Origin of the sequence: Streptococcus suis, from assembly GCA_022354845.1 — a bacterium.
Classification (GTDB): Bacteria; Bacillota; Bacilli; order Lactobacillales; family Streptococcaceae; genus Streptococcus; species Streptococcus suis_AA.
Window position 1 is genome coordinate 418,315 of sequence record CP031970.1, and the last position, 18,991, is coordinate 437,305.

At 39.7% G+C, this 18,991-nt stretch carries 16 protein-coding genes and 1 pseudogene; 14 read left to right on the plus strand and 3 right to left on the minus strand.

Annotation, left to right across the window (positions count from 1 at the left end):
- The first annotated feature begins 54 nt into the window (after positions 1-54).
- Genes efp through nusB form a run of 3 tightly spaced genes read left to right on the plus strand, consistent with a single transcriptional unit; the run spans position 55 to position 1,444 of the window.
- Entirely contained in the window at positions 55-612 is a 558-nt protein-coding gene (gene efp / locus D2A30_02270) for an elongation factor P (GenBank protein ID ULL20498.1), read from the plus strand.
- A gap of 27 nt (positions 613-639) precedes the next feature.
- Positions 640-1,032, plus strand: a complete 393-nt coding sequence (locus D2A30_02275) for an Asp23/Gls24 family envelope stress response protein (GenBank protein ULL20499.1) — start codon at positions 640-642, stop codon at positions 1,030-1,032.
- Positions 1,022-1,444, plus strand: coding sequence for a transcription antitermination factor NusB (gene nusB / locus D2A30_02280; GenBank protein ULL20500.1), 423 nt, complete (start codon positions 1,022-1,024; stop codon positions 1,442-1,444). The genes D2A30_02275 and nusB overlap by 11 nt, the downstream gene beginning before the upstream one ends.
- A gap of 71 nt (positions 1,445-1,515) precedes the next feature.
- Here the strand turns inward: nusB and D2A30_02285 are convergent, their stop codons facing one another.
- Positions 1,516-2,481: a LacI family transcriptional regulator gene (locus D2A30_02285; protein ULL20501.1), complete on the minus strand. Its 966-nt coding sequence runs from the start codon at positions 2,479-2,481 to the stop codon at positions 1,516-1,518.
- Positions 2,462-3,916 carry a sucrose-6-phosphate hydrolase gene (locus D2A30_02290; GenBank protein ID ULL20502.1) on the minus strand — a complete coding sequence of 485 codons (1,455 nt, stop codon included), beginning with the start codon at positions 3,914-3,916 and terminating at the stop codon, positions 2,462-2,464. Before D2A30_02290 ends, D2A30_02285 begins: the two co-directional genes overlap by 20 nt.
- A gap of 202 nt (positions 3,917-4,118) precedes the next feature.
- On the opposite strand from D2A30_02290, the gene D2A30_02295 reads away from it, so the two are divergent.
- The 7 genes and pseudogenes from D2A30_02295 (at position 4,119) to D2A30_02325 (ending at position 14,209) form a co-directional block, all read left to right on the plus strand.
- Entirely contained in the window at positions 4,119-6,008 is a 1,890-nt protein-coding gene (locus D2A30_02295; protein ID ULL20503.1) for a PTS beta-glucoside transporter subunit IIBCA, read from the plus strand.
- 92 nt (positions 6,009-6,100) lie between these two features.
- Entirely contained in the window at positions 6,101-6,982 is an 882-nt protein-coding gene (locus D2A30_02300; protein ULL20504.1) for an ROK family protein, read from the plus strand.
- A 445-nt stretch (positions 6,983-7,427) separates the two neighbouring features.
- The gene (secA, locus tag D2A30_02305) at positions 7,428-9,950 is read left to right on the plus strand and encodes a preprotein translocase subunit SecA (protein ID ULL21971.1); all 2,523 of its coding nucleotides are present in this window, start codon (positions 7,428-7,430) and stop codon (positions 9,948-9,950) included.
- 239 nt (positions 9,951-10,189) lie between these two features.
- Positions 10,190-10,549: a holo-ACP synthase gene (locus tag D2A30_02310; protein ID ULL20505.1), complete on the plus strand. Its 360-nt coding sequence runs from the start codon at positions 10,190-10,192 to the stop codon at positions 10,547-10,549.
- Positions 10,542-11,645 (plus strand): alanine racemase, encoded by a 1,104-nt coding sequence (locus D2A30_02315; GenBank protein ID ULL20506.1) that lies wholly within the window; start codon positions 10,542-10,544, stop codon positions 11,643-11,645. The genes D2A30_02310 and D2A30_02315 overlap by 8 nt, the downstream gene beginning before the upstream one ends.
- Before the next feature lie 346 nt (positions 11,646-11,991).
- Positions 11,992-13,137 carry an N-acetylglucosamine-6-phosphate deacetylase gene (gene nagA / locus D2A30_02320; protein ULL20507.1) on the plus strand — a complete coding sequence of 382 codons (1,146 nt, stop codon included), beginning with the start codon at positions 11,992-11,994 and terminating at the stop codon, positions 13,135-13,137.
- A 70-nt stretch (positions 13,138-13,207) separates the two neighbouring features.
- Positions 13,208-14,209 (plus strand): annotated as a pseudogene (locus D2A30_02325) (tagatose 1,6-diphosphate aldolase).
- A 115-nt stretch (positions 14,210-14,324) separates the two neighbouring features.
- Here the strand turns inward: D2A30_02325 and D2A30_02330 are convergent.
- The gene (locus tag D2A30_02330) at positions 14,325-15,674 is read right to left on the minus strand and encodes an aspartate kinase (GenBank protein ID ULL20508.1); all 1,350 of its coding nucleotides are present in this window, start codon (positions 15,672-15,674) and stop codon (positions 14,325-14,327) included.
- Positions 15,675-15,850: 176 nt separating this feature from the next.
- Here D2A30_02330 and D2A30_02335 point away from each other — a divergent pair, with 176 nt between their 5' ends.
- From D2A30_02335 to D2A30_02350, 4 genes are all read left to right on the plus strand, one after another.
- A complete protein-coding gene (locus tag D2A30_02335) occupies positions 15,851-16,492 on the plus strand; it encodes an HAD family phosphatase (protein ID ULL20509.1) in 642 nt (213 codons plus the stop codon).
- 192 nt (positions 16,493-16,684) lie between these two features.
- Complete coding sequence (locus D2A30_02340) at positions 16,685-17,476, plus strand: enoyl-CoA hydratase (GenBank protein ULL20510.1); 792 nt, start codon at positions 16,685-16,687, stop codon at positions 17,474-17,476.
- Between the two features lie 80 nt (positions 17,477-17,556).
- Complete coding sequence (locus tag D2A30_02345) at positions 17,557-17,991, plus strand: MarR family transcriptional regulator (protein ID ULL20511.1); 435 nt, start codon at positions 17,557-17,559, stop codon at positions 17,989-17,991.
- The gene (locus tag D2A30_02350; GenBank protein ID ULL20512.1) at positions 17,988-18,965 is read left to right on the plus strand and encodes a ketoacyl-ACP synthase III; all 978 of its coding nucleotides are present in this window, start codon (positions 17,988-17,990) and stop codon (positions 18,963-18,965) included. The genes D2A30_02345 and D2A30_02350 overlap by 4 nt, the downstream gene beginning before the upstream one ends.
- Positions 18,966-18,991 lie beyond the last annotated feature (26 nt).

An 18,991-nucleotide genomic window follows, 5' to 3' on the forward strand; every position in this document is an offset into this window, starting at 1 on the left:
CTGATTTGTGGTAAAATAAAACGAATAAATTATTTTTAAGAGGTAAACATTCAAATGATTGAAGCAAGTAAACTTAGAGCAGGTATGACCTTTGAAGCCGAAGGTAAGTTGATTAAGGTCTTGGAAGCAAGTCATCACAAGCCTGGTAAAGGCAACACCATCATGCGTATGAAATTGCGCGATGTGCGTACAGGATCTACTTTCGATACAACTTACCGTCCCGATGAAAAATTTGAACAAGCTATTATCGAGACTGTTCCAGCTCAATATCTTTACCAAATGGATGACACTGCTTATTTCATGAATACTGAAACGTATGATCAATATGAAATTCCAGTAGCTACAATCCAAGAAGAATTACTATACATGTTAGAAAACTCAGATGTAAAAATTCAATTCTATGGAACAGAAGTGATTGGTGTCACTGTCCCAACAACTGTTGAATTGGTTGTTGCTGAAACACAACCATCTATCAAAGGTGCAACAGTGACAGGTTCTGGTAAGCCAGCGACTATGGAGACTGGTCTTGTTGTTAACGTACCAGATTTTATTGAAGCAGGTCAAAAACTTGTTATTAATACAGCAGAGGGAACTTACGTTTCACGCGCTTAAGCGTTTCCTCTTAGGAAAGGAGAGCCTATGACAGTAGAATATCAGGGCGAAATTGTTATTGCGCCACGCGTTCTTGAAGTAATTACAGGCATTGCTGCCGCTAAAGTGGATGGGGTACATTCCCTCCAGAACAAAAGAGTAGCGGATAGCTGGTCGAAAACATCTCTAAATAAAGGAATTTACCTTGAGACGGATGAAGAAGGTCGAGTAACTGCAGATATTTATGTTTATTTAGAGTATGGTGTCAATGTACCTGCCGTATCTATGGATATTCAACGTGCTGTTAAAACAGCAGTTCTTAATTATGCAGATGTACAAGTTGATGCTGTCAATATCCATGTCAATGGCATTGTTCCTGATAAGACACCAAAACCAGCATTGAAAGATTTATTCGGAGAGGATTTCCTTGATGAAGAATAATAGACATGCCTTGCGGAAATGTGCGTTGCAGGCAATCTTATCGCTTGAATTTGGACAAGAACCCGTTCAAGCTGCTCAGTTTTCTTACCTTTATGATAAAGAAGATGAGCAAGAAGGAATTGAAATTCCACTTTTCCTTCTTAATCTTGTCAATGGTGTAGAGGATTATCGTGAGGAGTTGGATAAAGAATTATCCACTCGACTAAAATCAGGCTGGACCTTGGATCGTTTGACTTTAATTGATAAGAATATCATGCGATTAGGATTATTTGAAATTTTATATTTTGAAGAAACGCCAGGTCGTGTTGCAGTCAATGAAGCAGTTGAACTAGCCAAAGAATTTTCAGATGATGCATCTGCTAAATTTGTCAACGGTGTACTAAGCCAGTTTATAAAAGAAGAAGCCAAATAAGGTTTCTTCTTTTATTGTAGAATGAAAAGTGAAAAAGACTGTACTTGATGGCAACTCAAGTACAGTCTTTTTTATACACTCGCCCCAGCTAAGAGGGTGACTGGTAAAATATAGTCTGTTTTTGGGAGTTTCTTTCCCTCAATCTTATCAATCAGTAAATCGACTAACAACCGTGCGATCTCGACCAATGGCTGTTTGATGGTTGTTAATTGAGGATAATAACTCTCAATAAAACTCGTACCGTCATAACCAATTAATTTGATATCCTCTGGAATGGATAATTTTAAAGAACGAGCCACATTCCAAACCAGCATAGCTGTCGCATCGCCGGAAACAAAAATGCCATCTGGTTTGTATTTTTCAAGTATTGAGCGAATCTCCATTTCTTTTCTTACTGGGGATAAGTCGCTTGCGATTTTAAAAACTTTAGCTTCATCTAAAATAGAAGTGAAGCCCACTTGTCGTAGTCCAGTTGGAGAATTAGAGTCGTCATTTCCCGTGATCATTAATGGATTGTGACATCCCGCTTTTTGTAAGGTTTGGGCAGCTAATATCCCGCCAGCAAAATTATCGGAGGAGACAATGGGAATGGAAGGAGAGAGGTTGCGGTCAAAAGCAATAATTGGTGCGACGACACGATCGTAGTCTTGAATTCCCAAATTGTGACTGCCTGAAATAATACCATCAACTTGGTTTGCTGCTAGCATTTCTAGATATTCACGTTCCTTATCGGATTCATGTTGGCTATTACAAATAATGGTTTTATAACCTCGATCAAAAAGTTCTTTTTCCAGATGTCCTATTAGCTCAGAATAGAAAATATTGTTGATGGTTGGAAAGATGAGACCAACTAATTTTGCGGATTTACCTTGTAAGCTACGTGCCAGGTTGTTCGGTTTGTAACCTAGTTCACGCATGGCTTCCTCGACATTGCGAATGGTTTTTTCAGATAGGTATCCTTTTTTATTGACAACGCGTGAGACAGTGGTGGGGCTAACCCCAGCTAACTGTGCTACATCAGTTAGTTTTGCGACCATAATCTAAGTGATAGTAGGTTCCAGTCGGTGCCCCTGTTCGGATGACAATTCCGTTTTGATTGGCATCTGGGAAGACGCGACCAGAAAATACTTTTTCTCCTTTATTAATAAAAATTTCAAAGACTGACTTATCGATGAAGATATTTGCAGTTATTGCTCCAGGCTCAATTTCACATGAACGAGTTGTCCCAAAGTCCAAAGCAAATGGCTGACCACAGTTGCCACGGTCTAATGTAATCTGGCCTTGTTCAGTGTCTACAGACAAGACCAAGCCTTTTTCTTCTTCATTTGCGAACAATACGATTTCGTGCTTCGTGCCCGCTGAAAAATCAAGTTCCAATTCGTAAACATTATTGGTTTCTTTTTGGGCTGAAAACGGCTGAGCTTCTTTACGAAGACTGGTAATAGCATCGACTGGATATTGGTAGAGCTTACCGTCCTTGATGGTTAATTCTTTAACCAATGACAGACAGCCTTGATAGTCATAAGCATCTGTTGGGTATTCCACATCAGGAAGAGCCAACCAGCTTACAGAGAGTGTGCGACCGTCCGGTGCATTAAAGACCTGGGTTGCGTAGCACTCAAAACCATAGTCCAAATTGGTCAATTCACCTGGTTCTACAATAGTAGCTGTTTCAGGATCGAAACTCTGACCAATCTTGTACATATTTGGATAGATATTGCCGTAGTCCAACACTTTTTTGTCCAAGCCTTGAGGACAGTAAAGTAGGATGGGTTGATCACCGACGAACGCAATATTTGGGCACTCCATCATATAAGCGGTCATATCATTGGCAAAATCTAGGTCACCAACATAGGACCAGTTGAGGTAGTCATTATTTTCAGCTTTATAAAGTTTGACAATTCCTTTTTTATCCAGATTTTGTCCACCGACGATAGCGTAATATTGCCCTTTATAGTTGAAAATTTGTGGATCGCGGAAATGGTCGGTGGTATCTTCTGGTTGCTCAATCAAGACTTTATCAATCTTTTCAATTTTACCGTCCTTGTCCATCAAGGCACCGATTTGGTATGGATGGCGAACCCAATTTTTATCGCGGACATTTCCAGTATAGAAGAGGAAGAGCTTGTCGCCAAATTCCATGGCAGAGCCAGAGTAGGCACCGTGACTGTCTAAAGGAGTATCTGGATAAAGAACAGTACCTGTTTCTTCAAAATGAACCAGATCGGTTGATTCAGCATGTACCCATGATTTTAGGCCGTGGGCTGCACCAAAAGGAAAGTATTGATAAAATAAAGTCCATTTTCCATTGAAATAAGAGAACCCATTGGGATCGTTCAAGAGTCCGTGCGGTGTTTCGATATGGAAGTTGGTCCTCCAAGGTGAACTTTCAGTATTCTTTTTAATTTTTTCAATGTATTCGGGTGTCCAGTCAGCGTAAGCTCTGTAACGTTCCTCAGTTGTGAATGCCATAATTTTCTCCAAAATTCTATTTTTTCAATTATTATAGTAAACGTTATCTTGTAAAAAATCAAGTTTTAACAGTGGTTTTAACAAATTCAAAAAAAAATATGATAAACGTTTGACATATAGATGGAAAATGATATAATTAAAGCATCGAAAGTTTGAAAACACTTTCAAAAACAAAAAATATTTATAAGGAGATTTTTGCAAGATGAACAATACAGAAATTGCAAAAAAAGTCATTGACGCTCTTGGCGGACGCGAAAACGTACGTAGCGTTGCCCACTGTGCGACTCGCCTTCGTGTTATGGTTGTTGATGAAGGAAAAATCGACAAGGATACAGTAGAAGACATCGAAAAAGTACAAGGTGCTTTCTTCAACTCTGGTCAATACCAAATCATCTTTGGGACTGGTACAGTAAACAAAATCTATGATGAAGTAGTAGCCCTTGGTCTTCCAACCTCTACAAGTTCTGAACAAAAAGCAGAAGCAGCAAAACAAGGTAATTGGTTCCAACGTGCCATTCGTACATTTGGTGATGTATTCGTTCCAATCATTCCTGCTATCGTAGCAACTGGTCTTTTCATGGGTCTTCGTGGTCTTCTTGGAGCTCTTGGTTATACTCTTCCAGAAGATTTGAACGTTTACTCACAAATCTTGACAGATACAGCCTTCATCGTATTGCCAGCCTTGGTAGTATGGTCAACATTCCGTGTATTCGGTGGTAACCAAACAATCGGTATCGTTCTTGGTATGATGCTCATTGCGGGTCAGTTGCCAAACGCTTGGGTTGTAGCATCAGGTGGCGATGTGAAACCAACTATCTTCTTCGGTTTCATCCCAGTTGTAGGTTTGCAAGGTTCAGTATTGCCAGCCTTCATCATCGGTTTGATCGGTGCTAAATTTGAAAAAGCTGTCCGCAAGGTTGTTCCAGAAGTTCTTGACCTCTTGGTAACACCATTCGTAACCTTGTTTGTAATGTCTATTCTTGGCTTGTTTGTCATCGGTCCAGTCTTCCACGTGGTTGAAAACTACATCTTGGCTGGTACACAAGCTATCTTGAACTTGCCAATGGGTCTTGGTGGTTTCCTTATCGGTGGTGTTCACCAAGTTATCGTTGTATCAGGTGTTCACCATATCTTTAACTTCTTGGAAGCTCAATTGGTAGCAAACACTGGTGCTAACCCATTCAACGCTATCATCACTGCAGCTATGACAGCACAAGGTGCTGCTACAGTAGCGGTTGGTGTGAAAACTAAGAATCCTAAATTGAAAGCTCTTGCTTTCCCAGCAGCTCTTTCTGCCTTCCTCGGTATTACTGAGCCAGCTATCTTCGGTGTTAACTTGCGTTTCCGCAAACCATTCCTTCTTTCATTGGTTGCGGGTGCCATCGGTGGTGCTGTAGCATCTCTTCTTGGTCTTGCCGGTACAGGTATGGGTGTTACTATCATCCCAGGTTTGACACTTTACGCAGGTAATGGTCAAATTCTTCCATACATCCTTATGGTTGCTGTATCATTTGCTCTTGGTTTTGCTCTTACTTACCTCTTCGGTTATGAAGATGAAGAGCCAGTTGCTGGTAAACCTTCTGCTGTTGCAAAGGAAACAGCGGCTCTAGCAAATGAAGCTACAACAGCTTTTCTTTCTGAAGAAACTCTTGTTTCTCCACTTTCAGGTAATGTAGTTACTCTTGAAAATGTTAATGACCCAGTCTTCTCATCAGGAGCTATGGGTAAAGGTTTGGCTATTAAACCTTCTGAGGGTGTTGTTTATGCACCAGCAGATGCAGAAGTAACAATTGCTTTTGAAACAGGTCATGCTTACGGATTGAAAACAGCTTCTGGTGCTGAAATTCTTATCCACATTGGTATTGACACTGTTTCAATGAACGGTAACGGATTTGAAAAATTAGTAGCAGCTGGCGATAAAGTAAAAGCTGGTACTCCAATCGCTAAATTCGATGCTGCGAAAATTGCTGAAGCAGGTCTAGATGATACTACGATGATAATCGTAACAAATACAGCAGACTTTGCTGAAGTTTCACCACTTGCTGAAGGAACAATCGCTCATGGTGATAACTTCATGAAAGTAGTAAAATAGTATAGAAAATTGAAAGGAAAAGGCATTAGGCCTTTTTCTTCTACTTTTTTCTATGGTATAATGAAACAGATAAAACAATGGGAGAAAATAATATGACAAAATTATATGGTAGCTTGGAAGCGGGTGGTACAAAGTTTGTTTGTGCCGTAGGCGATGAACAATTCCAAGTTGTTGAAAAAACACAATTTCCTACGACAACTCCTTATGAAACGATTGAACGAACAGTCGAATTCTTCAAACGCTATGAAGATCGTTTGGCAGGTATTGCGATAGGTTCATTTGGTCCAATTGATATTGATCAAAACTCGTCGACATATGGATACATAACTTCAACTCCAAAACCTCATTGGTCAAATATTGATTTACTTGGTCTGATTGCTAAGGAATTTAATATTCCATTCTACTTCACGACAGATGTGAATTCATCAGCTTTTGGTGAAACCCTGGTTCGTAAAGGGGTAAAGAGCTTAGTTTACTATACAATCGGTACAGGTATTGGGGCAGGTGCTATTCAGAATGGTGAGTTTATAGGTGGCTTGGGTCATACTGAAGCTGGTCATACTTACGTTGCCTTACACCCTTACGATGTTAAAAATGAATTTAAGGGAATATGCCCATTCCACAATGGGTGTTTGGAAGGCTTAGCAGCAGGTCCTTCACTTGAAGGACGGACAGGTATTCGAGGTGAATTGATAGAGTTGAATTCAGAAGTTTGGGATGTGCAGGCTTACTACATTGCTCAAGCAGCCGTACAGGCAACCTTGCTTTATCGTCCGCAAGTAATTGTATTTGGTGGAGGAGTTATGGCTCAAGAGCACATGCTTAATCGTGTACGTGAGAAGTTTGTCGGTTTGATGAACGATTATCTCCCAACACCAGATGTCAAAGAATATATCGTAACGCCAGCTGTTGCTGAAAATGGTTCTGCAACTCTTGGTAATTTTGCCTTAGCAAGAAAAGTATCTGAAAAATAAAAGTGAGAAAAGTTGAAATGGCAACCCTGTTAATGAAAGGGTTGCTTTTTTTCAGAATAAGAAGTTATATTGGAAAGATAAATCTTATACTCTTCGAAATTTAAAACAGAACTTGTTGACCTGATTTTCATTGAGTATTAGTGACTGGATATTCTATATAGAATGTGAAAGTTAGTTTCCCCATTTTAAGGCATGCAAAAAATGTAAGTGACTTTCCCAAGTACAAGTGTTTCAATATTAAAATTTTACACATTTAGATAGGCAGGTGTTAGGATAGTTAAAAAACTTTGAAATGCTGTGTTATGAACTTATTTTTCTTTTATTATTTTTATTGGTTTTCATAAACTCTCTTTATTTGATTGACTTTTAGCCGTATTCTTGCAAAAACAGCATATTCAAGGTATAATATATTATTGAACTAAAACGAGAAAATAGGATGAATAGTATGGTAACAAATGTGCTTCGTTCTCTCATTGAAAATGACAAGGGAGAGCAAAGAAAACTTGAAAAAATGGCAGACAGAGTATTTTCTTATGCTGATGAAATGGCTGCGCTCAGTGACGAGCAATTGCAAGCAAAAACTACTGAATTTAAAGAACGTTACAGCAAGGGAGAATCCTTAGATGACCTTTTGTATGAAGCGTATGCAGTTGTTCGAGAAGGAGCTAGACGTATATTAGGTCTTTATCCATATAAAGTTCAGGTTATGGGGGGGATCGTTCTTCACAATGGTGATGTACCAGAAATGCGTACTGGTGAAGGAAAAACGTTGACTGCGACTATGCCTGTTTATTTGAACGCCCTTTCAGGAAAAGGTGTTCACGTAGTTACGGTAAATGAATATTTGACAACCCGTGATGCGACCGAAATGGGTGAGTTATATTCTTGGCTTGGACTATCAGTCGGAATTAACCTGGCAGCTAAATCACCGCTAGAAAAACGTGAAGCCTATAACTGCGATATTACCTACTCTACCAACTCAGAAATCGGTTTTGATTACCTTAGAGATAATATGGTCGTTCGTGCAGAAGATATGGTGCAACGTCCATTAAACTATGCCTTGATCGATGAAGTGGACTCTATCCTGATTGACGAAGCTCGTACTCCTCTGATTGTTTCTGGTCCTCAAGGTTCTGAAACAAATCAATTATATTTCTTGGCGGATAACTTGGTTAAATCATTGGATAAGGAAGACTATATTATTGACGTTCCTTCAAAAACAATTGGTTTATCTGATACAGGTATTGATAAGGCTGAAAAATTCTTCAAATTAAATAATCTATATGATATTGAAAATGTAGCCATCACTCACTTCTTAGACAATGCCCTTCGTGCTAATTACATCATGACCTATGATGTTGATTATTTGGTAAATGAAGATCACGAAGTCATGATTATCGATCCATTTACAGGACGTACTATGGAAGGTCGTCGCTATTCTGATGGTCTACACCAAGCAATCGAAGCTAAAGAGGGTGTGCCTGTTCAAAATGAATCGAAAACCAGTGCTTCGATCACCTACCAAAACCTCTTCCGTATGTATAAAAAATTGGCAGGTATGACGGGTACAGGTAAGACAGAAGAAGAAGAGTTTCGTGAAGTCTATAATATCCGTGTTGTACCAATTCCAACCAACCGACCTATTGCTCGTGTTGACCATGAAGATTTGCTGTATCCAAGCTTAGAGTACAAATTCAACGCCGTTATCGCTGATGTGAAGCGCCGTTATGAAAAAGGTCAACCAGTACTGGTTGGTACAGTTTCGGTTGAAACATCTGATTTGATTTCACAAAAATTAGTTGCTGCAGGCGTTCCGCATGAGGTATTGAATGCTAAAAACCATTATCGCGAGGCCCAAATCATCATGAATGCTGGTCAGCGTGGAGCTGTTACGATTGCAACAAACATGGCTGGACGTGGTACAGATATTAAGTTAGGTCCTGGTGTGCGAGAATTAGGTGGACTATGTGTGATTGGTACAGAACGTCATGAGAGTCGCCGTATTGATAATCAGCTTCGTGGACGTTCAGGTCGTCAGGGTGATCCAGGGGAATCTCAGTTCTACTTATCACTCGAAGATGATTTGATGAAACGTTTTGGTTCAGAACGGATCAAGGTGTTTATGCAACGTATGAACCTTTCAGAAGAAGAGTCTGTAATCAAATCGAAAATGCTCACACGTCAAGTTGAATCAGCACAGAAACGTGTAGAAGGAAATAACTACGATTCACGTAAACAAGTTCTACAATATGATGACGTTATGCGTGAACAACGTGAAATCATCTACAAACAACGTCAAGATGTGATTACAGCGGATCGTGATTTGGCACCTGAAATCAAGGCAATGATGAAGCGGACCATTGAGCGTCAAGTGGAAGGTCATTTCTTGGGTTCAAAAGATGAAGCCATTGATGGGATTATTAAGTTTGCTCATACAACATTGGTTGAAGATGGTACATTGCATGCGGAGTCCTTTAAATCAATGAATAAAAAAGAAATCATTGATGAATTGTATGAACTAGCTTTGAGAGTCTATGATTCACAAGTGAAGAAGCTTCGTGATGAAGATCGAATTCGCGAATTCCAGAAGGTACTCATTCTACGTGTTGTAGACAATAAATGGACAGATCATATTGATGCGATGGATCAGTTACGCAATGCAGTAAGCTTACGTGGATATGCTCAGAATAATCCAATCGTCGAATATCAGTCAGAATCATTTAATATGTTTAATGATATGATTGGTGCAATTGAGTTTGAAGTTACACGACTCATGATGAAAGCGCAGATTCATGACAATATTGAACGGGAACGCTCAGTACAAGAATCACGTACAACGGCAGTTAAGAACATTATGCCAAACCAACCTGTCCAAACTAAAGATGCTGTTTCATTTGAAGGTGTTGATCGGAATGATCCATGTCCATGTCAGTCTGGTAAGAAATTTAAAAATTGTCACGGCCGTTAATAAGAACTTGTATTCACAAGTAATCTGCTTTTATTTAAGAAATGGTTTTCGCTCATCAAGGCAGTTTTTTGACTGGAATACTCCTGTGTTTTGAAAAAACGAACGATGACTGACTTAGAAACTAGGTCTAAGATGGAAGTATGACCGGTGAATACAAGGTCTAGGGATGAATGAAGGACTGGACGGCTGTCCAGTCTTTTGAAGTATTTAAAATATTGTATAAAGAAGGAGCACGATTCATGATTGTTGGACATGGGATTGACCTTCAAGATATAAAGGCTATCGAGCGTGCTCGCGAAAAACATCAGGGGTTCCCCAAAAAAGTACTGACTTCAAAAGAATTTGAACGCTATCAGGATTTGCAAGGACGACGACAGTTGGAATATTTGGCTGGTCGTTGGGCTGTCAAAGAAGCATTTTCTAAGGCATTAGGAGTCGGTATTGGAATAGTGGGTTTTCAAGATATTGAAGTATTAAATAATCGCCAAGGGGCTCCCTACATTGCGAAGAGTCCGTTTAGTGGAAAAATTTGGCTGAGCATTAGTCATTCTGGAGAATTTGTGCAAGCAAGCGTGATTTTGGAGGAAAATAATGATTGAAAGTGACCATCGACCCAGTTATATTGAGGTTCAATTAGATGCTATAGCAGCTAATCTTGAACAAGTGATTGAACCTTTGCCTAGAAAGACACAAGCATTTGCAGTTATTAAAGCAAATGCTTATGGACATGGTGCTGTTGCAGTATCTCGACGGTTAGCGAGCCAAGTAGCAGGTTTTTGTGTTTCAAACCTGGATGAAGCGTTCGAATTACGTCAGGCTGGAATAGAGCACCCAATCTTGATTTTGGGAGTTATACCTGTTGACGATCTGCATTTAGCATTGAAGTTAAATATCAGTGTCACTCTTGCAAGTTTAGAGTGGTTAGAGCTGGTTAAAGCATCTGGTCAGGATCTAGCTGGTTTAGCTGTTCATGTTAAACTAGATACTGGAATGGGGAGAATTGGATTCAGAGACTGGTCTGAGTTGGAGAAAGTGCTTGATCTTATGAGTGAGATGGATCTTGAATTTGAGGGTATTTTTACTCATTTTGCAACAGCAGATGAAGAAGATGCACATTACTTCCACGAGCAATTGACACGTTTTAAGGAATGGTTAGATAGGTTACCGGAATTGCCTCGTTGGATACATGCAAGTAATTCAGCTACAAGTATCTGGCATGCAGATACGGTGTTTAACATGGTTCGATTAGGGGATGTTCTGTATGGTCTAAATCCTAGTGGACGTACCTTAGACCTACCATTCAAGCTCCAACCTGCACTGGGATTGTACTCTGAACTCGTACATGTTAAGCAAGTCGAGGCTGGTACCTTTCTTGGATATGGGTCAACGTATCAGAGTTCTGAGACTGAGTGGATAGGTACTATTCCTGTTGGATACGCTGATGGTGTAGTGCGAAGACTCCAAGGTTTCCATGTTCTGGTCGATGGTCAATATTGTGAAATTATTGGACGTATTTCCATGGATCAAATGACGATCCGTTTGCCGAAATCATATCAAGTTGGAACAAAAGTAACCTTGATAGGCCGTGAAGAAGACAAGGAAATAACGGTTCAAGAATGGGCTGATTATGTTGGCACGATAAATTATGAGATTGTATGTTTATTGACAGATCGTTTGCCTCGTAAACATCAATAAGATAAATAAATCAACTTTTAATCAAAAATCTATCATTTTCTGGTGGTAAGCGAATCTACCAGAAAATGATAGATTTTTTTGTTCCCTATCTCCTGACTGAGGGAAATGTCACACTCATGGTTCAAAAATGTGTAGTAATCTGATGTTACATGAATTAATGAGTGGAAGCGGTAAAGGGCAAACGGAGGTCTATTCCAAAGAAAGTACCTATAGTATTTTATGTTAATGATTGAGGTCTAATGAATGCTAGTAATTACTTGACATTTAAAGAGAATCGGTCTACAATACAATCATATATGGTTATAACCAGTTCAAGAAAATATATATGAAATATAAGGGGGCCAATATGGTTAGCTACATCAAAGCAAAATCAATTATTCTTGCAGATAGTGAGAAAGTTGATGCATATTTGGAAATTACTGATGATGGGCAGTTCGGTCACATTATTACCGAAAAACCAGATGGAAATATAATAGATTACTCAGACTATCATATTGCACCGGGCTTGGTGGATACGCATATCCACGGCTATGCGTCACATGATGTGATGGATAATGATTTTGAAGGAATTAAAGTTATTTCAGATGGCTTGCTAGCCTGTGGTGTTACTTCTTGGCTGCCGACAACACTGACAGATTCGACTGAAAATTTAGATGCAGTCTGTGAAACGATTGGTCAACATGCAGGTGAAGAAACAGGGGCTAAAATTCAAGGTATCTTTTTGGAAGGGCCATTCTTTACAGAAAAATACAAGGGCGCTCAAAATCCTAAGTATATGAGTGATCCTTCTATTGAGAAGTTAGACCGCTGGCATAGTCTATCGAATGGTTTGGTGAATAAGATTGCTATTGCTCCAGAACGAGAAGGAGTTAAAGAATTCATTGAATTTGCAAATAGCAAAGCTATTCATACCGCTTTAGCACACAGTGATGCAACCTTTGCTCAGGCGCAGGCTGCGGTTGAAGCAGGTGCTAATGTTTTTGTTCATGTCTATAATGGTATGAGTGGACTTCATCATCGTGAACCTGGCATGGTCGGTGCAGCTTTAAGTTTACATGATGTTTATGCAGAAATGATTTGTGACGGACATCATGTTCATCCAGCAGCAGCGGAAATTGTGGTTAAGGCCCGTGGAGCAAAAGAGACAGTTCTAATCACTGACTGTATGAGAGCCGGAGGTATGGGCGAGGGTGAATCAAGACTTGGGGAATTTGAAGTCATTGTTAAAGATGGAACGGCTCGCCTCAAAGAAAGTGGAAGTTTAGCAGGTTCTATTTTGGAATTGATTGAAGCTGTACAAAATGTGGTGAGCTGGGGATTGGTCAGCCTTCCCGATGCATTACGTATGGCTTCATTAGCACCAGCACGTTCTGTCAACATTGATCATATTTGTGGCCTAATTGCTGAAGGTCGTGCAGCTGATTTTATTGTAGTAGATGATGCAGGTCATCTGAAAGCTACTTATTTAGATGGTGTGAAACGGTTCGGCTAATCAACCGAAAAAATCATCTAAAATAACTTGGTTAATAATTGTCTATTATGTATTCTTAAGGAGGATTCTAATGACTAAATTGCAACTATAACAAACTAAGTATGAACATATGACTCGCTTGTCAAATGGAAATCAGGTTATCGCAGCACTTGCGATTGACCAACGAGGTGCCTTGAAAGGGTTGTTGGCAGCAACCGCTGGTGGTGAAGATTTTGCTAATGATATTTTGGTGGACTTCAAAAAAGTCATTTCTAGCGAACTAACCCCATATGCCAGTTCCATTCTTCTTGATGCAGAGTATGGAGTGACTGCGTCTGAACTGCGTCATGCAGATTGTGGGTTTATCGCTGCCTATGAAAAAGCCGAATATGATGCTTCGACACCAGGACGTTTACCAGATCTTCTTCCAATTTGGTCAGCAAAACGTATCAAAGAATTAGGTGCAGATGCGGTTAAAATTTTGTTGTACTATGACGTAGACGACAAACCTGAAATTAATGATATTAAACATGCTTTGGTTGAACGGATTGGTAGTGGATGTATTGCGGAAGATATTCCTTATTTTGTAGAAATTCTAACCTATGATGCAAGTGACATGGATGTAACTTCACGGGAGTATGCAAGCTTAAAACCTCATAAGGTAAATGGTGCAATGCGTGAATTCAGCAAACCACAGTATAATGCAGACGTTCTTAAGGTAGAAGTGCCTGTAAATATGAATTTTGTCGAAGGCCATACAAGTGAAGAACCTGTTTATACTGCAGATGAAGCAAGAGCCTATTTCAAAGAGCAATCGGAAGCTACTCATTTGCCATTTATATATTTGAGTGCAGGTGTCTCAGCTAAACTTTTCCAAGAAACTCTTGTCTTTTCAAAAGAATCAGGGTCATCCTTTAATGGTGTGCTCTGTGGTCGTGCGACATGGAAAGATGCAGTGGCTATTTTTGCCAAAGAAGGTGAAGAAGCTGCTAAGGCTTGGTTAGCAGATCAAGGTCGCCGAAATGTTGAAGAATTAAATGACGTCCTTGTAACAAAAGCAAGTCCATGGACTGAAAAGGTTGAAGTGAACTAATTCATAAACTTTTCTAATGATAGCTTAATAAGAAAAAACCAGAGCTTTTAATAACTCTGGTTTTTTTGGATTCATGACCTGGCACTGAAAAACTTCTAAAGATATGAAGACGTTTTTAGTTAAAAAAGGCTGCATATAATGCCTGTAAAGCTTTTTCTTTTTCTTCTGTTTTGACTACGAACATGACAGAAACTTCACTAGCACCTTGTGAAATCATAGCTAAATTAATATTTTGGTCGGATAAGGCACTAGTTGCGGTCGCAGTTACACCGACATGGCTCTTCATATTTTCACCGACGATCATGATAATAGACAAGCCGTGTTCGATTTCAGCCTTATCAACTTCCATTTTTGTTTTCAATTGACGTAGAATTTCAGCTTCTTTGATTGGTGTCAATTCTCTATTTCTAAGTACGATGGACAAATCATCAATACCAGTTGGCATATGTTCAAAACGAATGTTTAAATCCTCTAAAATTTGAAGGACTTTGCGCCCGAATCCGACTTCACGGTTCATGAGGTATTTAGAAATATTGATGCTGACAAAACCATCATCTGCAGCAATCCCAACGACAGGGAGGGTTTGATCTGTATGATCAAGAACAATTCTAGTACCTGGGTGGCTAGGGTTATTGGTATTTTTAATAACCAATGGAATACGACCGCGATAAGCAGGAAGAAGGGCCTCATCATGAAGAACGGAGAAACCTGCATATGCTAATTCACGCATCTCACGATAGGTTAGTTCTTTGATAGAGTGTGGGTGTTTGATAATTCCAGGGTGAGCAGCAAAGATCCCATCTACATCTGTAAAATTTTCATACAGATCTGCCTTAACCCCTGCAGCAACGATGGATCCTGTGATATCAGATCCACCCCGTGAGAAGGTACAAATTTGATTGTCAACAGTCACCCCAAAGAATCCAGGGATGACCAAAACTTCCTCTGCATTTCGCAATTCTTCAATTTTATCATAGCTCGAAGGAAGAATTCGTGCATTTCCTGGTTCAGAACTTACAATAATGCCAGCCTTTTTCGGATGAACATAGCGTGCTGGTAACCCTCTAAAAGTAAAGTATTCAGCGATTAATTTTGCATTGTTATCTTCCCCAGCGGATAAAAAAGTATCGTAAAGGAATTCGTTATCATTAATTGGTAAGTTGGCAAGAGAAATGATGTTTTCAGCAATTTTCTTCATGCTATTAGCTGAAAAACCAAGTTCATCGACCATTGCCTGGTAACGGTTGATAATCCACTCTTGGCTTGCTGTTACATCTTTCCCATCAACATATTCTCTGTAATACTTAATTAATGCATCTGTAACCTTTGTATCTTCGGCATTGCGTTTTCCAGGTGCTGAAACAACAACAAAACGGCGTTCAGAATCCGATTGAACAATGTTGAATACTTTTTCTAATTGACCGGCAGAAGCAAGGGAACTTCCACCAAATTTTACCACTTTCATTCTAATCTCCTTGAATATTTTTTTCTATTATAGCAGAATAAGGCGGAATTGTCAGTATGTTCAGAAAAATCTTGGTGAGAAACCTAATAAATACGAACAAGGTTTGTTGTTGAAAAATTTCAGAAAATCGAAAATCCTTATTGACTATGATACAATAGAGGAGTTAGGAGGCCAGAATGGTAAAAGCAATTATTTTTGACATGGATGGAGTAATTTTTGATACAGAATCATTTTATTTTCAGCGGCGTATAGATTTCTTGCTGACGAAAGGGTTGTCAGTGAGTCATCTGAAACCATCCTTTTTTATTGGAGGGCGTGCTGGTCAAGTATGGCAACGTATTTTAGGAGATGATTACGAAAAATGGGATGTTCCTGTGTTGGAGGAGGAGTACCGAATTTATAAGGAGAATCGTCCCACACCTTACGCTGAACGAGTATTTCCAGATGTCAAGTCTGTCTTAGAGCGACTCAGTTTACATCCTGTCCCGCTTGTTCTGGCATCAAATACTGATCGAATTGATATTGAGAGAGCCTTGAAAGAAACGGGAATTCGCTCGTATTTCAGTCAAATCTATTCAGCAATGGATTGTGTAGCACCCAAACCAGATCCAGCTGTTTATGAACAAGCTGCAAAAGCAACAGGGGTTCCAAAATCGGACATTTTGGTTTTTGAAGATAGCGCCAAAGGGATTGAGGCCGCAAAAGCAGCTGGTTTAACTGTATGGGCTATTCGTGATCAACAGTTTGGAATGGATCAATCCAAAGCGGATAAGTTGGTTGATAGCCTTGAACAGGCCTTGGAATGGCTACAACTTTAATACCAATTCCTACTTACCCGTCATAACCAAATATCTTTTAAAAGTTGGCTTTGCCAGCTTTTTTTCAGCTGTCACACTTTCGTGTAAAGAAAATAGTAAGTCTGTCAAAAACTATGTTACAATGGAAAACAAGAATTTGAAATTTGATATTCAAACCTTTTAAATATCAAATTATTTTAGAAGGAGGATGGTATGGCCTACCAAACTATTCGCTATGAAGTAATCGATTCAATTGCTATTTTGACTCTCGATAGACCTGATGTGTCAAATGGGTTTAATATTCCCATGTGTGAGGAAATATTAAATGCCATTCAACTTGCAGAAAATGATGAAACTGTAAAAATCTTACAAATTCAAGCAGAGGGCTCCGTTTTCTCAGTAGGGGGAGATCTGGTGGAGATGAAGCGTGCCGTAGATGAAGATGATATTGGTTCGCTCGTCAAAATTGCTGAGCTCGTCAATAATATTTCGTTTGCGCTGAAGAAAATACCTAAAATTGTTTTAATGGTAACAAATGGTGCGGTTGCTGGAGCAGCTGCCAATATGGCAGTAGCGGCAGACTTTGTTATTGCATCAAGTAAAACAAAGTTCATTCAAGCCTTTGTAGGTGTTGGGCTAGCCCCAGATGCGGGTGGCATCTTCTTGCTTAGTCGGGCGATTGGTAGCAATCGTGCTAGTCAATTAGCCATTACTGGAGAAGGGTTATCCGCTGATAAGGCCCTGGAATATGGTATTGTTTATAAACTGGCTGAGCCAGAAAAATTAGAGAAGATAGTTGCCCAAGTGGTAAAAAAACTCTTGCGTGGCTCTGTTAACTCCTATGCTGCCATTAAACAATTGGTTTGGGAAAGTCAGTTTAAGGACTGGGAGTCATATCGTCAATTGGAGTTAGCCATGCAAGAATCTCTAGCTTATAAAGAGGATTTTAAAGAAGGTGTTCGGGCACATGCTGAACGTCGGAGACCGATATTTATCGGGAAATAATGACAGATTGTTCAAAAAAATGTTTGACATTCAAAGTTTTATGGTTTATACTTTGACTATCAAAGTAAAGGAGGCCTGTTTTGAAAGATCCAAAAGTGAATGACTATTTAACGGCCATTTTTAATAATGTGTTAGTGATTGAAGAAACAAGTCTGCGTAGTAGCCGATTTAATGACATTTCCATAAAAGAAATGCACACGATTGATGTGATTGGAAATATTGATGGGGCTACACCGAGTGATGTAGCTCGGACTTTGATGGTTACTTTGGGAACCGTGACAACCAGCCTGAATAATTTGGAACGAAAAGGATACGTGGAACGGATTCGTTCGACCAAAGACAGGCGTGTGGTGCATATCTATTTAACAAAGAAGGGCCGATTAGTCTATCGATTGCATCAAAGATTTCATAATGAAATGGTGAAACAAATCACGGATGGAATGGATGATACGGAATACCAAGTAATGAAGAAAGGACTCATGAAACTCTATCACTTCTTGGAGGATTTGAAATGAGAACCTATGCTAAAATCAGTCAGGTAGCCCACTACCTTCCGAAGAAGATTGTGACCAATGATGATTTAGTCCAGCAAATGGATACCAGTGATGAATGGATTCGTAGCCGTACAGGTATCAGACAACGACATGTTGCTACGGACGAGACAACTAGTGAATTAGCTAGTCAGGTAGCAAAGAAATTATTAGAAAAGTCTCAACTAGATGCTTCTGATATTGATTTCATCATCGTCGCAACGATTACTCCAGATGCATCCATGCCATCAACGGCAGCTATGGTTCAAGCAGCAATTGGTGCGAAAAAGGCTTTTGCCTATGATCTCGTTGCAGCTTGTTCAGGATTTGTTTTTGCGCTATCAACAGCGGAAAAAATGCTTGCTTCAGGAGTCTATAAGAGAGGACTTGTCATTGGAGCAGAGACCCTATCAAGGTCTGTCGACTGGTCAGATCGATCAACGGCAGTTTTATTTGGAGATGGTGCTGGAGGAGTTTTGCTGGAAGCGTGTGAACAACCGAGCTTTTTAGCAGAAATCTTGCGAACAGATGGCGGTCGAGGTGCTAGTCTGACAGCAGGGATAGACCAGAAAGAGACGCCATTCTCTACACAAAGCCGTCAGCAACCCTTTATCCAAATGGAGGGCAGAGCTATATTTGAATTTGCTACGAGGGATGTTACGGCAACCATGGCAGAGCTGCTAGAACAAGCTGATATGACTGTGGATTGCGTTGATTATTTCTTGCTACATCAAGCCAATATACGTATCCTAGATAAGATGGCTCGTAAATTGGGAGTGGCGCGTGAAAAATTTCCAGCAAATATGGATAAATATGGCAATACCAGCGCAGCAAGTCTTCCTATTCTCTTATCAGAATGTGTAGAGAGCGGAATGTTGCGATTGGATGGAAGCCAGACTGTTCTCATGGCTGGTTTCGGTGGAGGCCTCACATGGGGAACTCTACTCTTACAACTTTAGTTAATTCCTTGCCCTAGGCAAGATTA

Bases quoted from the DNA above. Each gene is read 5' to 3' on its own strand.
- D2A30_02335 (ULL20509.1), top strand. From the start codon at position 15,851: ATGGTAAAAGCAATTATTTTTGACATGGATGGAGTAATTTTTGATACA.
- D2A30_02275 (ULL20499.1), top strand. From the start codon at position 640: ATGACAGTAGAATATCAGGGCGAAATTGTTATTGCGCCACGCGTTCTT.
- D2A30_02290 (ULL20502.1), bottom strand. From the start codon at position 3,916: ATGGCATTCACAACTGAGGAACGTTACAGAGCTTACGCTGACTGGACA.
- D2A30_02315 (ULL20506.1), top strand. From the start codon at position 10,542: ATGATTGAAAGTGACCATCGACCCAGTTATATTGAGGTTCAATTAGAT.
- D2A30_02350 (ULL20512.1), top strand. From the start codon at position 17,988: ATGAGAACCTATGCTAAAATCAGTCAGGTAGCCCACTACCTTCCGAAG.
- secA (ULL21971.1), top strand. From the start codon at position 7,428: ATGGTAACAAATGTGCTTCGTTCTCTCATTGAAAATGACAAGGGAGAG.
- D2A30_02340 (ULL20510.1), top strand. From the start codon at position 16,685: ATGGCCTACCAAACTATTCGCTATGAAGTAATCGATTCAATTGCTATT.
- D2A30_02285 (ULL20501.1), bottom strand. From the start codon at position 2,481: ATGGTCGCAAAACTAACTGATGTAGCACAGTTAGCTGGGGTTAGCCCC.
- nagA (ULL20507.1), top strand. From the start codon at position 11,992: ATGGTTAGCTACATCAAAGCAAAATCAATTATTCTTGCAGATAGTGAG.
- efp (ULL20498.1), top strand. From the start codon at position 55: ATGATTGAAGCAAGTAAACTTAGAGCAGGTATGACCTTTGAAGCCGAA.
- D2A30_02300 (ULL20504.1), top strand. From the start codon at position 6,101: ATGACAAAATTATATGGTAGCTTGGAAGCGGGTGGTACAAAGTTTGTT.
- D2A30_02295 (ULL20503.1), top strand. From the start codon at position 4,119: ATGAACAATACAGAAATTGCAAAAAAAGTCATTGACGCTCTTGGCGGA.
- D2A30_02330 (ULL20508.1), bottom strand. From the start codon at position 15,674: ATGAAAGTGGTAAAATTTGGTGGAAGTTCCCTTGCTTCTGCCGGTCAA.
- D2A30_02310 (ULL20505.1), top strand. From the start codon at position 10,190: ATGATTGTTGGACATGGGATTGACCTTCAAGATATAAAGGCTATCGAG.
- nusB (ULL20500.1), top strand. From the start codon at position 1,022: ATGAAGAATAATAGACATGCCTTGCGGAAATGTGCGTTGCAGGCAATC.